9 protein-coding genes and 1 pseudogene are annotated in these 14,085 nt (G+C 69.6%); 3 read left to right on the top strand and 7 right to left on the bottom strand.

The window, feature by feature from the left end; genetic code table 11:
* Window positions 1-82 (top strand): annotated as a pseudogene (locus tag ACIA8X_RS32085) (IS5/IS1182 family transposase); the annotation flags it as partial.
* Window positions 83-266: 184 nt separating this feature from the next.
* On the opposite strand, the gene ACIA8X_RS32080 reads toward ACIA8X_RS32085, so the two are convergent.
* From ACIA8X_RS32080 to ACIA8X_RS32060, 5 genes are all read right to left on the bottom strand, one after another.
* The gene (locus tag ACIA8X_RS32080; RefSeq protein WP_393443873.1) at window positions 267-473 is read right to left on the bottom strand and encodes a DUF2180 family protein; all 207 of its coding nucleotides are present in this window, start codon (window positions 471-473) and stop codon (window positions 267-269) included.
* Between the two features lie 574 nt (window positions 474-1,047).
* Window positions 1,048-2,178 carry a site-2 protease family protein gene (locus ACIA8X_RS32075; RefSeq protein WP_399459726.1) on the bottom strand — a complete coding sequence of 377 codons (1,131 nt, stop codon included), beginning with the start codon at window positions 2,176-2,178 and terminating at the stop codon, window positions 1,048-1,050.
* On the bottom strand, window positions 2,175-3,695 hold the full coding sequence (nhaA, locus tag ACIA8X_RS32070) for a Na+/H+ antiporter NhaA (protein WP_393443877.1): 1,521 nt from the start codon (window positions 3,693-3,695) through the stop codon (window positions 2,175-2,177). The genes ACIA8X_RS32075 and nhaA overlap by 4 nt, the downstream gene beginning before the upstream one ends.
* Before the next feature lie 60 nt (window positions 3,696-3,755).
* Window positions 3,756-4,610, bottom strand: coding sequence for a CBS domain-containing protein (locus tag ACIA8X_RS32065; protein WP_399459725.1), 855 nt, complete (start codon window positions 4,608-4,610; stop codon window positions 3,756-3,758).
* A 5-nt stretch (window positions 4,611-4,615) separates the two neighbouring features.
* Complete coding sequence (locus ACIA8X_RS32060) at window positions 4,616-4,795, bottom strand: hypothetical protein (protein ID WP_393443882.1); 180 nt, start codon at window positions 4,793-4,795, stop codon at window positions 4,616-4,618.
* A gap of 283 nt (window positions 4,796-5,078) precedes the next feature.
* Between ACIA8X_RS32060 and ACIA8X_RS32055 the strand changes: the two genes are divergently transcribed.
* Together ACIA8X_RS32055 and ACIA8X_RS32050 are read left to right on the top strand one after the other, a co-directional pair.
* The gene (locus tag ACIA8X_RS32055; RefSeq protein WP_393443884.1) at window positions 5,079-6,158 is read left to right on the top strand and encodes a PucR family transcriptional regulator; all 1,080 of its coding nucleotides are present in this window, start codon (window positions 5,079-5,081) and stop codon (window positions 6,156-6,158) included.
* 449 nt (window positions 6,159-6,607) lie between these two features.
* Window positions 6,608-6,928, top strand: coding sequence for a hypothetical protein (locus tag ACIA8X_RS32050; protein ID WP_393443886.1), 321 nt, complete (start codon window positions 6,608-6,610; stop codon window positions 6,926-6,928).
* Between the two features lie 92 nt (window positions 6,929-7,020).
* Here ACIA8X_RS32050 and ACIA8X_RS32045 read toward each other — a convergent pair whose 3' ends face one another.
* Together ACIA8X_RS32045 and ACIA8X_RS32040 are read right to left on the bottom strand one after the other, a co-directional pair.
* Window positions 7,021-11,895 carry a DNA repair ATPase gene (locus ACIA8X_RS32045; protein WP_399459724.1) on the bottom strand — a complete coding sequence of 1,625 codons (4,875 nt, stop codon included), beginning with the start codon at window positions 11,893-11,895 and terminating at the stop codon, window positions 7,021-7,023.
* 139 nt (window positions 11,896-12,034) lie between these two features.
* On the bottom strand, window positions 12,035-14,068 hold the full coding sequence (locus ACIA8X_RS32040) for a flotillin family protein (RefSeq protein WP_393443890.1): 2,034 nt from the start codon (window positions 14,066-14,068) through the stop codon (window positions 12,035-12,037).
* Between the last annotated feature and the right edge of the window lie 17 nt (window positions 14,069-14,085).

Here is a 14,085-nt window from a genome sequence, read left to right as displayed (position 1 = left end):
GCGAGCCCGATGCTCCACCCGGCGTATCGGCACCGCCGTCCGAGCCATCCACACACTCTTGACCTGCGATTATTCAGGATGAAAGAGGTTCACTGAGCCACACCGCCACCCTTGTCCTGAGCGCTCACGGTCAACGACGCGAATACCCCCGAGACGACGCCGCACACGGCTCCAGAGCGGCACAACTGGCCCCCTTCACACAGGGTGAACCATGCCCAAAAGGCCCTCCTGCCGACGCTTTCAGGCTCCAAGTTCGGAAATCGTCATTATGGAGACTTCTCCGCCGCCCGGCACACAGGGCAAGTCAGCTGACGGGCCGCAAGGTCGTGGATCACCTTGCCCGGCTGCGCGGGCCCGCGCAGCATCTGGCTCTCGGTGCGCACGTGATCAACGCACACACCCGCTCCGCACACGCAGCACACGGCGACCGCGGCTGCCGTACGACCTTGCTGGACACATTCGTAGCAGTCCATGGCGAGTGCCTTTCGTTTCGGGAGAGCGAGAGATCATGCAGTTGCAACCACGGCTCTCCTGAGCCCCAAGAGGCTGCGCTTCTGGGGGCTTGCTTCGTACACTTGAAGGGGCATGTGGTGACTGGCCTTGGAGGTACCTCATGGCCCGTAGCCACCGTTTCCACCTCGACCGAGACGGGCATTCCGTCACGGTCGAGACAGCGTCGAGCCACGCAGAGCTGCTGGTCGACGGCAAAGTGGTCGCCTCGCAGCGGCGGCGCCGCAAGGGTGCCACGGTGCTGGCCGCGGAGCTGCCCGGCGACCCGCCGCATCCCTTCGCCGTCCGCGTCGACCGGTCCAAAGAGGCGGGGAATCCGCCTGTCTGCCTGATAGAGACCGGCGGTGTGCGCGAACTCATGCCCGACACACCGCTTGCCGCTCATCGGGCACCGTCCCCAGGTGTCGGCATCCCGCGGCATCCGGTGCATCGGCTGGGGAGACTCGTGCGCCGGCACGTGCAGACCGGCAGCCACCGTTGGACGACCGGTGGTCGAGGTGTCCCCGGCTGCCCGAGCTGTCTTGCGTGGGTCGGCCATCACTGGTTCTCCGTTCCGCCGAGTGTGTGGCGCTGCACGATCCGGGAGATGTCACGCGCGGTGATGATGCCCACCAGGTGCTGGCCGTCGGTGACGAGGATGCGCGGGTCCATGCCCGGGCGGAGCTTTTCGAGGACGTCTTCCAAGAGGTCGTCCGGCGCGCAGGTCGTGATGTGCGACAGCGCGGTCGCCACGTCCCGCACGCGCAGTGTCTGCCGCTGCTCGGCGGGGATCCGCGCGAGCTGAGGCAGCCGCAGCAGGCCACTGGGGCGTCCTTGGAAATCGGTCAGGGCGAGCGTCGAGTGGTAGGCGCGCAGAGCCACGTCGTGGACGCAGCGTTCCACGGTGAACCAGTCCGGGCAGGTCTCCACGGGACTCGACATGGCATCGGCCGCTTTCACCCCGCGCAGAGCGGGGACCAGCCGTGCGCGCTGACGTTCGGCGCCTGCGACGATCACGAGGAAGAAGCCGATGAGCGCCAGCCACAGACCGCCGAAGGCTCCGCGCAGGACGGCGATCCACCCCAGAGCGATGAGCAGGATGCCGAGGATCTGTCCGCCGCGTGCGGCCGCTCTTTCGGCACGGTCACGGTCTCCGGTACGCCACCACATCAGCGCCTGCACCACCCGCCCGCCGTCGAGCGGCGCGGCCGGCAGCAGGTTGAACACGCCCAGGAGGACGTTCACCCACCCGAGCCAGACCAGGACGGCCGCGGGCACCGCCCAGCCGGACGCCGCGTCCAGCCCGATGCCTGCCCCGATCGCGGCCCCACCGACGACGAAGCTGGTGAGCGGTCCGCTCACGGCTACCAGGAAGGTCGCGCCGGCTCCGCGCGGTCTGCCCATCTCAGTCATCCCGCCCAGCGCCCAGAGCGTGATGCTCTTGACCTCGATGCCCTTCTTAAGGGCCGTGAACGCGTGGGCGGCCTCATGTGCCAGCAGGCTCCCCAGGATCAGCAGGGCGCCGACCAGGCCGGCGAAGGTGTACGTGGCGCTCGACTGATCCGGGACCGAGGCGGGGAGTGTTTGGCTGCTCAGGCTGGATCCGAAGAGCAGCACGAGCAGGGGCACCGACCAGTGGACGCGCAGCGGCACCCCGAGAACGCGTCCCATCCGAACCGAGCCGTTCATCGCCCTCTCCCGGGGACTGAAACCGGCGGTCCTGTGCACGAGCCGAGGAGCCGGGGCGTCCACGGGACCTGACCAGCGCGGTGTCCCCCCACTGACAGTCTCACTCGCCAGGGGCGGATGGCCGAAGGCGTGGCTTTCCTGGGCACGTGGGGTCGCCTTTCGCGTGTGAACGGCGTGCCGGAGTCGCCGCCGTTACGGGGCCGGTTCTGGCTCGGAGCCTTCAGGGCAGCGGTGTGGCGCTGGTGGACGTCGGGGATGCCGTCGGCGTTCACGTCGAGGTTCTCTTCCTCATACAGCCGCCGGTACTTGCTGTTCCGCGCTCTGAGCAGCACACAGGCCAGGAGGGCGGAAGTCAGGGAGCCCAAGAGGACCGCGGCCTTGATGTGCTCGAGGTCCGCGGGGTTCGGGTAGACGAGTTCGCCGATCAGCAGCGATACGGTGAAGCCGATCCCGGCCAGCATGGCCACGGCCAGCACATCCGCCCAGGCGAGGTCCCGGCTGAGGCGGGCACCGGTAAAGCGGACGGCGAGGTAGGTGCCGCCGAAGATGCCCAGCACCTTGCCGGCCGCCAGCCCCAGGGCCACGCCCAGCGGCTCCGGGCCGCTGACTACCTCCCCGAAGGTGTCGCCGGACACGCTGACGCCGGCCGCGAACAGGGCGAACAGCGGAATGGCCACCCCGGCAGAGAGGGGCCGGACCAGGTGCGCGATGTGTTCGGCCGGGCGCCGGCCGCGCTCACCGTCCTTCGCGACCCGCAGCAGCAGTCCCATGGCGACTCCCGCCACCGTGGCGTGCACCCCGCTGGCGTGCGTCAGACCCCAGATCACCAGAGCCAGGGGCAGGTACCAGTACCAGCCGTGTACGCGCCGTCGGGTGTGGAGGTGGAAGTACAGGCCCAGCCCGAGTGCGGCGCCGATGAGGGCGGGGAAGTTGATCGTCGAGGTGTAGAAGACGGCGATGACGAGGATGGCTCCCAGGTCGTCGACGATCGCGAGCGTGAGCAGGAAGGCGCGTAGCGCGGAGGGCAGATGGGTGTCGATGACCGCGAGGACGCCCAGGGCGAAGGCGATATCGGTGGCCATGGGGACGGCCCAGCCGTTCCATGTTCCTTCCCGAGAGGTGGCAACGAGTCCGTAGAGCAGGGCCGGTACAGCCATGCCGCAGACTGCGGCGATCACGGGAAGTACGGCCGTGCGTCGGTGGCGCAGTTCGCCGACCACCAACTCGCGTTTGAGTTCAGCGCCGGCGACGAAGAAGAAGATCGCCAGCAGTCCGTCGGCTGTCCAGTGGGCCACGGAGAGGTCGAGACCCAGTGCGTCGATGCCGAAGTGGAAGTCCCGAATGGACTCGTACGTGCTGCTCAGCGGGGTGTTGGCCCACACCAGCGCCGCGGCAGCCGCTGCCAGCAACACCATCCCACCGACGGTCTCCGTGCGCAGGGCGTCCGCCACGAACGTCCGCTCGGGCATTGGGAGACGGTCGAGGAAGGTGCGGTCCTTGCGGTTGCCACCCGGCATGGGGGCTGACCTTTCAGTCGTTCAGCAGGGCGTCCCGGTGCTGCGCGCCAACGGCGCTGTTCACGCCTGGAGGAGTCGTTCCAGCAGGTGGGCGGCCGTGACGACGCCGAGGAGACGGTCGGGGCCCCCGGCGTCCCGTTCGACAATGGCGATGAGCGGACTTCGGGTCCGGGCCAACAGTTCGGTGAGCTCCATGGCCATGCGATCGGGACCGGCAGCGGGCAGGAACGGCCGCCTTCCCGCCGGAAGACGATCGGCGAGCGTGCGTCCCGCCAGTGCACGGCACAGGCGATCGGCATGCGGCTCGTCGATCACGGCGGCGAGCACCGGGTCCTCCTGGATGCAGCCGGAAACCAACGTCCTGACCACATTGCTGGCAGGCAGCATCGCGATCGGCTGCCCGGCCGGGCCTACGACGAGCAGACCCGGCAGCCGCTGCTCGACGAGCAGTCTCACCGCTTCCACGGCATCGGTGTCCGTGCTGACCGAGACATATGGCTGCGCCAGATCACGTGCACGCGGGACCTCCTCTCCTCGGGAGTTCCGGTTCCGTTGCTGACGCCGTTGCGCGAGCAGTGTTGGCCCGGTGCCTGTCGGGGTCCGAGGGCCACGGCGCGGGGTATGGACAGTCACGGCCAGAGCCAGGCCCTTTGCCGGTGGTCCCTGGTTGTCGCCGGACGGGGATGGCTTGGCAAGGATCGCCGTGAGAATCAGGCCCGCCAACGCGACGATGAGCAGTGTCACGATGACCTTCCGGCGCAGGCCATGCCCTCCACCGTGGTCGTCGGCGTCGGCCGGTTCGTGGGGGAACTGGTGGTTCAGCATGTCCATCAACGACACCAGCTCGGGATCGTCCCGGGCGAGGCAACGCTCGATCTCGGCGAGGATGCGCCGGTCGTCCATCGAGGGGTTCATACCGATCACCTGAGTCCTCCGGCGGTGCGCAGTCCTTCTTCGACGTGATCGGCGACGACCGGCGTGATCGTGTCGTCGACCCTCATCACGAGCACGGTCGGCGACTGCGCCACGCTCACCGCGGGAGCCGCGAGAAGGCAGCCCAGCGACACCAGGAGGATCCGGGCAATCCTCCGGAACGACAAAAGGAGGCGCCTTCGGGGCACAGTCGTGGTACCCCCCTTGTTGCATCGGTCTCCGACGGGCGTTTTACTCACCGATTACCCTTGCGCCCCAGCCGGACCCCTGCCGATGACCGCCCAAACAAGGACGTCTCGCACCCCCTGTTTTGCCGCTCTTCGGCAAAATGGGAGCATGCCGACGCGAAAACGCCGCTCGGAGTCGCACACCGCGTCACCCGGTGCCACGGTGCCAGCACCGAATGCCGCACCCACCGCTGGAAACACGCCCACGACCTCAATTGCGGACATGAGCCGCCACGTGGGGCACCTCGCAGGGGTCTCCCTCAGTAATCGGCGTCTGTCCCAGGAGGAACTTGAGGGTCTGCGACAGCTCGCCGCCACGGCGGCCGACCGCGGCACGGCCCTGCCGCTCCTGGTCGCCGAATACGTCGATTCCGTCTCCCGCGCCTGGACCGACCTGCCCGCGATCCGGCGGGCTACGGAACCTCAAGAGCTCAAAGCGGCGGCCTCCGCCCTGATCAGGGCGATCGGTGACGCGACCGTGGCGCTGACCGAGGGTTACGAATCCGCTCTCCGCGCAGCCATCCGCGGCGAAGAGGCGACGCGGCGGGAATTCGTCGGCGACCTTCTCGAAGGCCGCACCGACCTCGGCCGGCTCGCCGAGCGGGCCGAACGCTTCGGGCTGCGGCTCGTCGGGCCGCACCAGGTGAGCGTGGCCCGCGCCGAGAGCGCATTCGAGGCAGGCGGTGACACCGCCCGATATGTCGAGGAAGCATTGACCGCCTGCTTCGGTGCGCGGGACGTACTGATCACCACCAAGGACGGCCTGCTCGTGTGCGTGTTTCCCGGCGCGCTGCCAGCGGTTCCGGACTCCTTCGCCGCCAAGGTGGGCGACGCCGTCGACGAGCCGTGCCGGATCGCCGTCAGCCGGCCGCGGCCCGGTCCCAGCGGCATCGTCCGCTCCTACCAAGAAGCCCGCAGCACCCTCGACCTCGCCGTCCTCCTCGGCCTCACCACCCGGCTCGTGCACGCCTCGGACCTGCTCGTCTTCCAGGTCCTGGGCAGAGACCGCGCTGCCATCATCGACCTGGTGGCCACCGTCCTCGGCGGCCTCGAAGGAGCACGCGGCGGGCCCAGGGCACTCCTGGACACCCTGACCGCGTACTTCACCAGCGGCTGCCTGAACACCACCACGGCACGCCGTCTCGGGGTGAGCGTGCGCACGGTCACCTACCGGCTCACCCGTATCCGGCAACTCACCGGCCACGACCCCACTGATCCCGACCAGCGCTACATCCTGCAGACCGCCGCGCTCGGCGCCCGCCTCCTCGACTGGCCGTCGCACTCGCTGCAGCCCGCCGAGTGATCCGCTCCGCCCCCGGGGCGAGTGGTCGCCACCGCATCTTCCCGTGGACCGCTGCGCAGGGCTGCCGAGTGATTCGAGTTACGGACACGGAAGACGTACGAAGACCGGGAAGAGGGCAATGTCTGTCCGCCGATCTCTGTGCAAGCCTCCTCCCGCGCTGGAGTTGCGGGCGGGAGACCACGGAGGAGTGGCATGAGACGAAGTTTCGCGGTGCACGCAGGTGCAGCACTCGTACTGAGTGTCGCTCAACTGTCCGCCGCCGCTCTCACTCTGCTGCCGGGGCCCTCGGTATCGGGGACGGAAAGCCTGCGGTCGGCCTCACCATGCTGGCGCTCTTCCCTACCTTCATCACCGCCCTCGTCCGCGGCATCCTCCTAGAAACCCATGGTGTTCGTCTGGGTCGGAGCCCGTCGCTGCAGTGGCTCGCCCTGCGTTGCCTCCCGCGTTCTGTGCAGGCGTGTCTCCTCGCCGTCTTCGCCGCAGGAATCGCGCTGGTCGTCAGCAGCACCGGAGACAACCGGCAAGCCCTCGCCCCCCGGGACGGCCGCTACTACGCCCTCTACACCGGCATCCCGCGCCAGGAGGTCGAGATCTCCCGAACCGAGTACGAGGCACTGATCAAGATCGATCAGCGCACCATGTTCGCCATTCCGGGGCTGCTGAGCGCCGGGGCAGCAACGCTCGTGCTGGTCACGGGGCAGCTCCGGGTGGCGCCCGGCGTTGGCGCGCATAGAGAGGAGCACACCGACTCCGGCCACAAGGCCGCATGATCCGCTCACTGGCCCCCGCCGCCCCCGCCAGTGCAACAAGTTCGTCGGCGAGAAGATCGTCTTCACTCCGGTCCATTTGCCCTCTCTCAACGTCACTCCTCCCCCGGCTTCGAGGTCGGACGAGCCGCGTGCCGGGCAACGGGATTGGCCATCAGGTGGCGTGGGTCGGCGGCGCGGTTGATTGCCGTCTCCACGGCCGCGACCCGGTCGGCGAGCAGCCCGAGGATGGCGACCGCGCGGGTGAAGGGGTCGTCGTCCGGGCCGCCCAGTGTCTGGGTACGGGCATACGCGGCTTTCAGATCGGCCCAGCGCAGCGCCTGTTCGTCCGTCAGTGTGCCGCGCAGTTCCGCCAACTTCAGGAGATTGGCCTCGGCGCCGGTGGTGAGGGTCTGGGCCTCGGCCGTGTAGTGATCGTCGATCAATGCCGTCAACTCGGTGTCGTTCATGACCGGCTGGATGCGCTGGGCGATCTTGTTCATGTTGCGGTACGAGCCCTGGAGTTGGAAGGGCGGTTCGGTGCGGGTGGCATCGGACTGGCCCGCGGAGGCGATGTAGGCGGCGTTGACCGCCAGGACCGTCGCGCGGGCCGCGAGCAGGTGCCGCAGGACGGCCAGGATCCGCTCCAGTTCGGCGGGTTCGTACGGGTGGGTCAGTCGGTCGGCGCGGGCTGTGGTGTCACCCTCGGCAAGGCGGATCAGCAGGTCGAGGTCGGTGCGGTCGCGGCCGGCGAGCGGGGCGAGGACCGGGTTCGCGGTGAGTGCGTTCTCGATGAAGCTGAGCGCGAAGGCTTGCTCCTTGCCGGTGAGGACGTCGCCGAGGTTCCACACGTCGGCGCGGTTGGCAAGCATGTCGGGTACGCGGAAGCGGCTGCCGGACTCAGTGTAGGGGTTGCCGGCCATGCAGACGGCGAACCGCTTGCCGCGCAGGTCGTAGGTGCGCGGTTCGCCGTCCCGTACGCCCTCGATGCGGCGGGTGGCGTCGCACAGGGGGATGAACTTCTGCAGGAGTTCGGGCGAGGTGTGCTGGATGTCGTCCAGGTAGAGGAGGGTGTTGTTGCCCGCCTCCAGCGCGAAGTTGATCTTCTCGATCTCCTGGCGTGCGGTCGCGTTCGGAGCCTCGGCCGGGTCGAGGGAGGTCACCGCGTGGCCCAGTGCCGGGCCGTTGACCTTCACCAGGATCAGGCCGAGGCGGTCGGCGACGTACTCCACGAGCGTCGTCTTGCCGTAGCCGGGCGGGGAGATGAGGAGGAGCAGGCCGCCGGTGTCGGTGCGCTTGGCCTCGCCCGTGGTGCCGAGCTGCTTGGCGAGGCTGTCGCCGACCAGGGGGAGGTAGACCTCGTCGATGAGCTTGCTGCGCACGAAGGCCGACATCACCCGCGGCCGGTACTCGTCCAGGCGGAGGCGGGTGCGCTCGGCGGCCACCAACGCTGTACGGCGGCGCTGGTACGCCCGATGGGCGGGGACCTCGCGAACGCGGAACTCCCGGGTGCGGGCGAGGATTTCGTCGATGCGGACGGTGAGCGTGCGGCCGGTGATGCGTGGGTGGGTGCCGAGCAGTCCCTCGACTGTTTCGGTCAGCGGTGCGTGGGACTCGTAGCGGGGCAGGTCCAGGCAGAGCTCGGCGGCGACCGCCTCGGCCAGGTCGCCGGGGGTGATGTCCGTGCCGGTCGCGGTGGTGTACGACGTCAGCCACGCCTCGACGAGCTGCCGGCGGGCGGCCAGGTCAGCGAGGGCTGCGAGGTCGTCGTCGTAGGCGGACGTGCCCACCGTGCGGCGGAACTTGTCGAGCAGTGTGCGGGTGCCGGCGCTGATGACGAAGCCGTCGGGGCCGCTCGTCAGCTCCTCGAAGAGGTAGGCGGCCGCCGCATCCGTCCCGAGCGCCTCCGCCAGCTCGGCCTGCAGGTCGGCGATCGCGGGCGCGAGGCCGAACGTGTCGCGGGCGCGGGCCATGGACACCGCCCGCCGGGTCCAGCTGTCGCGCTCCTCGGCCGTCGTGCCGTGCGCCCAGAACAGGTGGGCGGCGGCGCGGGCGGCGGGTTCGTGGCGGAGCAGGCCCGCCGAGTCGTGCAGCCGCAGCAGCGCGGTGAGGATCAGGGTCGCGTCGTGGTCGTGGACGCCGCGCTCGTAGCCGTCGTCGTACGCCGCCTCCGCGGCCCGCCGGACCAGTACGGGCAGGTCGGCCGCCGCGAGCACGGCCGGGCCGTGTTCGTCGAGCAGCCGGGCGGCGAGGTGCTCGGCGCGGTAGACCTCCGGCGACTCGGACGGCAGCGGGCGGTCCCAGTACGGGCGGGTCGCGGCGAAGTCGGGATCCGTGACCGGCGAGCGGTAGTCGGTGCCGGTCAGCGCGAACGCCAGGCCCTCGCCGTGCGGGACCAGTGTCAGGTCAAGAGGCTGGGTGTTGATGGCGAAGCGGTGGGTGCCGAGGCGGAGGGTGCGGCCGTCGTCGGCGTAGAGGTCGGTGCGGTCGCGCAAGGCGCGCAGTGCCTCCTGGCGGGCTGACTTCAGTCGGCCGTCCAGCTCTTCCGCCCTGACCTGGTCGTCGAGTTCGCGGAGTTCGGCGGCGATGCGGCGGACCTTGGCCGGCATCGGGTCGGAGGAGAAGTACGTGGCGACGGCGTCCGCGTCGGCGAGCGTGGCCACCCGCCGGGTCACCGTCTGCAGCACGCGGAACGCCGAGTCAGCCAGGCGCTCGGCGCGTCGGGCCCGGGCATCGGCGAGGGTCTGCTTGCGGGTGGAGAACGCCTCGTGCACCTCGTCGCGCTTGTCCGCGAGTTCACCGAGGAAGTCGTCGAACTCGGCGAACCGGGACTCAAGGTTCTCCATCTGCACGAACATGCGGGCGAGTTGCTCGTCGCACGTCTCAGGGCTGTCGGCGGCCGCGAGGGAACCGGTGACGGCCTGTCCGAGCAGCGCGAACTCGGCGGCGAACTCGGCCCGTCCCTCACGGTCGAGGAGTGCGCGGCGTCGGCCGTCGAGGGTGGCTCGGGCGCGGTTGACGCCGCCGAGGACCTCGGCGATCCGCTCCAGGATGGAGGTACGGATCGTGGCGTCGCCGATGTCGAGTCCGGCGATGACCTCGGTCACTGTGTGCAAGCCGTCGGCGAGTTCGTCGAGGCGGGTGGCGACGGGTGCGGCCTCGGCGACGGTGGCGATCGCCTCGGCATCCGTGACGAGCTGCTCGATGTCGGCCTGGTGGTCGGTGAAGGCGTCCTCACGGGCGAGGTGGGTGACGGCCCGCTGTCCGAAGGTGGCGAGGTCGGCCTCGACGTCGGCGGCGAGTTGGTCGATGCGGGCAGTGTCCGCGTAGCGCAGGTCCTTGAGGGTGAGCAGGTGTCCCTGGGCGTGGCGGAGTTCGGTCAGGCCGGCCACCCATGCGGCGGCGCCGCGGGGGGCTTCGCCGCGCAGGCGTCGTACGACCGCGGCGACCCGCGCGGCGGCTTCCGCGAGCGCGTCGGCGGCCTGGCGGGTGAGGGCCTGGACGGTCTCGAACTCGGCCAGGACCTGCTCGGCGGTCGCCCGGACCTGCGTGAGGGGCTCGTGCAGCGCGCCGAGTTCGGGCTCGTCGAGCCAGTGGTAGGAGTCGGCGGCCCGGACGCACGCGGCGGCCAGCGCCTCGTAGATCTCGCCGGTCGGGGTGGTCTCGGCGACAGCGCGCGTGATGGACAGGCAGTCGGAGATGCCGCGCACGAGGTCGGCGTTGCCGACGCGGGCGAGCGGGCCGGTGCCGACGGGCTGGGCGGCGGCGTGGGTGTCGGAGATGTACGGGGAGTTCCACAGCTGGAGCGGGTGGACGCGCTGCGGCTCGTCGCTGTCCGCACGCAGGACCATGAGTGTGCCGTCGTCGAAGAGGGCCCAGCCGTGGCAGGACAGAGGGGTGGCTACCTCCTTGCGGATCACGTTGTAGTGCAGGAGCAGGCTGCGTCCCTCCACGCGCGCGTGGAACGCGAACAGGACATCCTCGCCGTTGGGTGAGCGGACCACCCGCTCGAACTCCAGGTCAGCGGTGTCGATGCCGTCGAACGTCTTGTACGCCCCCGTGGCCAGGCAGTAGCCGCCGGGGAAGACGATCCCCTGGTCCTCGGGCAGCGTTCGGCAGGCCCGGCCGATTCCGTCGAGGCGGACGACGGTCTTCGTGAGCGCGTTGAAGACCAGGTAGCGGTGGACGTCTTCCTTGTAGGGGAGGACGTCCACCAGGATGAGGGCGCCCACGCGCGCGTACGCGATGTCCGCGTCGGCGAGGGACTGCAGCGGCTCGGCGACCGGCTCGGTGTAAATGCCCTCGCCTGTCTCGGTGTTGTCCTCGACCTTGACGGTGAGAGTGCCGCCGACGGTCTCGACGAAGACCTCGCCGCCGATGGAGACGTGCGGGTGGCGGCCGAGGACGTGGTCCTCGCGCGTCGTCCGGGTCCACTCGAAGTCGTGGGAGGGCGGGAAGACGTGGTCACGGTCGCCGCGGGCGTCCAGGAAGGCCGCCCGGCCGTCGTCGGTCAGCGCCCAGCGCAGGACACGGATGTCGCCGGCCTTCTCGCCCGTCTGGAAGACGGCCAGCAACTTGCCGTCGGTCGTGCGTAGTTGCAGGAGGTGGGCCTGACGGTAGTAGCGGTAGAGCGCGGCGAACTCCCGTACGAAGGCCGGGTCGTCGAGCAAGCCCGGCACGGTGTCCTCGGGCAGCCGGTTCAGGTCCCGGTCGTACAGCGCGAAGACGTCGCCCACCGTCGTCTCCGGCTTCAGGCCGAGGAAGACGTTGTGACCGAAGAGCAGGGTGTCGCCCACGGAGACGATGTCGCGGGGCACGCAGTTGTACTCGGTGCGCAGCCGCTCGGTGCTCGTCAGCTCCAGCCGGACGGAGCCGAACTCCTCGATGCGGCGGACGTTGAGCGCCTCGGCGCGGCGGGCGAGTTCGGCGGCCTGTGCGGTGAGGCGGTCGCGCAGCACTTCGTATGTGCCGGTGTCCAGACCGGTGGTCATGGGGTCCCTCTCAGGAAGTCGAAGAAGGCGTGGTCCGGAGCTGCCGTCCCCTGTGCGGCAGCTCCGGACCACGGGCCAGGTAGGGCCGTGGCGGCGCAGGTGAGGTCCTGGCGTGCCGGTCAGGCCCCCCCGGCGCGGGTCAGGCCCTGACGCTGCCGTTGAGCGCGGCCAGCGAGGTGTCGGCGAGGCCCAGCTCGCCTGCCTTGTCCAGGAGCTGCTGGAACTGTCCGGCGTTCGCGCCGCCGTTGTTCATGAGCTTCATCAGCAGGGCGGAGACGGTCAGGTTCTGCACGTCGGCCGTGGAGACCGAGCCGAGGACGCGGCTGATGTCGTCGGTGAAACTCGACGTGCCGTCGAGCCAGGGCTTCGCCAGCGCCTGGGCGGTGTCGGAGTGCTGGATGAATCCGTCGACGCCCTTGCCGAGCGCGATCGAGGACACGAGCCGGTCGAAGAAGACCGAGTCGCCGCCGACGATGTTGATGTCTGCGTTCTCCAGCCCGGTGGCCAGCACTGTGGCCTGCGCTTCGGCGACCTGCCGCTGCACATCCAGCCCGGCGAGCCGGATGTCCTTCTCGGCCTCCAGCCGCAGCCGGTACTCCTCGTGACCGCGGGAGGCGTCGTCCAGGGCCGCCATCGCGGCCGCCTTCTCAGTCAGACCGGCCGCCTCTGCCTTCAGCTTCCCGCTGATGCCCTCCGCCTCGGCCAGCGCCTTGGCCCGCGCACCGTCAGCTTCGGCACGCAGCCGGGCCTGAGTCGCCTCAGCCTCCGCACGGCCGGCCTTCTCGATGACCTCGGCCTCCTTGTCGCGGACCTGGACGGCGGCCAGTCCTTCGGCGGCGGACTCCGCCTGGATGCCCTCGGCGAGCCGCAGCTTGGCCTGCGCGTCGAGGTCGGCGCTCTTCAACCGGGCCTCGGCCAGGGTGAGTTCCTCGGCGGCACGGTGCACGGCGGCCTGCTCTGCGGCCTCCGCGGCCTTGATGTCCTTGACCAGCTGCTCCTGCGCCTCGGCCTCGGCGGCGATGATCACGGCCTGCCGGCCGCGTTCGGCCTCCTCCACGGCGCGCAGCTTCTTGATGGCCTCCTCCTGCTCGGCGACCGTACGGTCCACGGCCACCCGCTCGCGGACGACCTCGGCGATCTCCCGCTTCTCCCCCTCGACCTCCTTGTCGGCGGCGATCCGGGTCAGCTGGGTCTCCCGGTCGCGGGCGATGACTTCGAGGAGGCGGTCCTTCTCGATGCGCTCGTTCTCGATGGCGATGACCCGCTCGCGGTTCTTCTGCGCGACGGCGACCTCGCGGGCCTGGTTCTCGCGCTGCACACCGAGCTGCTCCTCGGTCTTGAGGAACGCGGACTGCGCCCGCAGCCGCTCCTCCTCGACCACCCGCGCCGTCTCGGCCTCTTCCCGGGCCCGTACGGTGTCGATCTCCCGCCGCTGCTTGATCTCGGCGTCGGCCTGACGGCGCTCCAGCTCCAGGATGGCCTCGCGGGCGTCGACGTTCTGCCGGGTGATCTCCTTCTCCTCGGTGCGCTGGGCCTCGTTGGTGCGCACGTGCTCCACGGCCGTCAGCTCGGTGATCTTCCGGATGCCCTGGGCGTCAAGGACGTTGGCAGGGTCGAGCTGGGTCAGCGGCGTCTGCTCCAGGTAGTCGATCGCCGCGTCCTCCAAGTGGTAACCGTTGAGGTCGACGCCGATGACCTCGATGATCCGGTACCGCAGTTCCTCGCGCTTGGTGTACAGGTCGGTGAAGTCCAGCTGCTTGCCGACCGTCTTCAGCGCCTCGGAGAACTTCGCGTGGAACAGCTCCTGCAGCGTGTTCCGGTCGCTCGCCCGTGCGGTGCCGACGGCCTGGGCGACCTTGATGACGTCCTCGACGGTCTTGTTGACCTTCACGAAGAACGAGATCCGGATATCCGCACGGATGTTGTCCCGGCAGATCAACCCCTCCTTGCCGGCCCGCGTGATCTCGATGGTCTTCACCGAGATGTCCATCACCTCGGCCTTGTGCAGCACCGGCAAGACGACCTGCCCAGTGAAAGTCACATCGACCTTGCGCATCTTGGAGACGATCAGCGCCTTGCCCTGCTCCACCTTGCGGAACAACCGGGCGACGACGAGTACGACGAGCAAGCAGACGGCGACGAGCACGCCGATGCCCACGATCATGGCAACCATGGCAAACGTCCTTCAGG

The sequence above is a fragment of the Streptomyces sp. NPDC051738 genome (assembly GCF_044453205.1).
Taxonomy (GTDB): domain Bacteria; phylum Actinomycetota; class Actinomycetes; order Streptomycetales; family Streptomycetaceae; genus Streptomyces.
This window is presented reverse-complemented; position numbering and strand designations above follow the sequence as displayed.

Excerpts from the sequence above, each read along its gene's own strand:
- ACIA8X_RS32080 (WP_393443873.1), bottom strand. The coding sequence starts at position 473 with ATGGACTGCTACGAATGTGTCCAGCAAGGTCGTACGGCAGCCGCGGTC.
- ACIA8X_RS32075 (WP_399459726.1), bottom strand. The coding sequence starts at position 2,178 with ATGAACGGCTCGGTTCGGATGGGACGCGTTCTCGGGGTGCCGCTGCGC.
- nhaA (WP_393443877.1), bottom strand. The coding sequence starts at position 3,695 with ATGCCGGGTGGCAACCGCAAGGACCGCACCTTCCTCGACCGTCTCCCA.
- ACIA8X_RS32065 (WP_399459725.1), bottom strand. The coding sequence starts at position 4,610 with ATGAACCCCTCGATGGACGACCGGCGCATCCTCGCCGAGATCGAGCGT.
- ACIA8X_RS32055 (WP_393443884.1), top strand. The coding sequence starts at position 5,079 with ATGAGCCGCCACGTGGGGCACCTCGCAGGGGTCTCCCTCAGTAATCGG.
- ACIA8X_RS32045 (WP_399459724.1), bottom strand. The coding sequence starts at position 11,895 with ATGACCACCGGTCTGGACACCGGCACATACGAAGTGCTGCGCGACCGC.
- ACIA8X_RS32040 (WP_393443890.1), bottom strand. The coding sequence starts at position 14,068 with ATGGTTGCCATGATCGTGGGCATCGGCGTGCTCGTCGCCGTCTGCTTG.